1 protein-coding gene is annotated in these 312 nt (G+C 56.4%); it reads left to right on the top strand.

Going from position 1 to position 312, the window contains the following annotated elements; genetic code table 11:
* Nucleotides 1-312 (top strand): protein rep (locus tag GHO03_RS25300; RefSeq protein WP_178110393.1); only part of this gene is annotated, 312 nt, incomplete at both ends.

Here is a 312-nt window from a genome sequence, read left to right as displayed (position 1 = left end):
AGATCAGCGAGCGTCGTCGTGCCGAACTCGTGGCCGCTTTGGCCGTTGCTCGATCCATGGGCATGCAGGTCTATTTGCTGACCCTGACTGTTCCTCATGGCTTGGGTGATGACCTAAAAGCGCTTTTGGAACAGATCCACAAGGCCTATAGCAAAACTTCTTCAGGCCGCGCCGGACAGAACATCCGCAAGCTCTTGGGCCTTCGCGGCACCGTTCGAGCCTTGGAAACCACCTATGGGGTTAACGGGTTCCACCCGCACTTACATATTTTGCTGTTCCTCGACGGCGGTTTCTCCCCGGCCTCTGTTCAGA

Source organism: Pseudomonas sp. FSL R10-1339, assembly GCF_009600545.1.
In the GTDB taxonomy this organism is placed as follows: Bacteria; Pseudomonadota; Gammaproteobacteria; order Pseudomonadales; family Pseudomonadaceae; genus Aquipseudomonas; species Aquipseudomonas bubulae.
The sequence above is the reverse complement of the archived record's forward strand: the minus strand, read 5'-3'. Positions and strand labels throughout refer to the sequence as shown.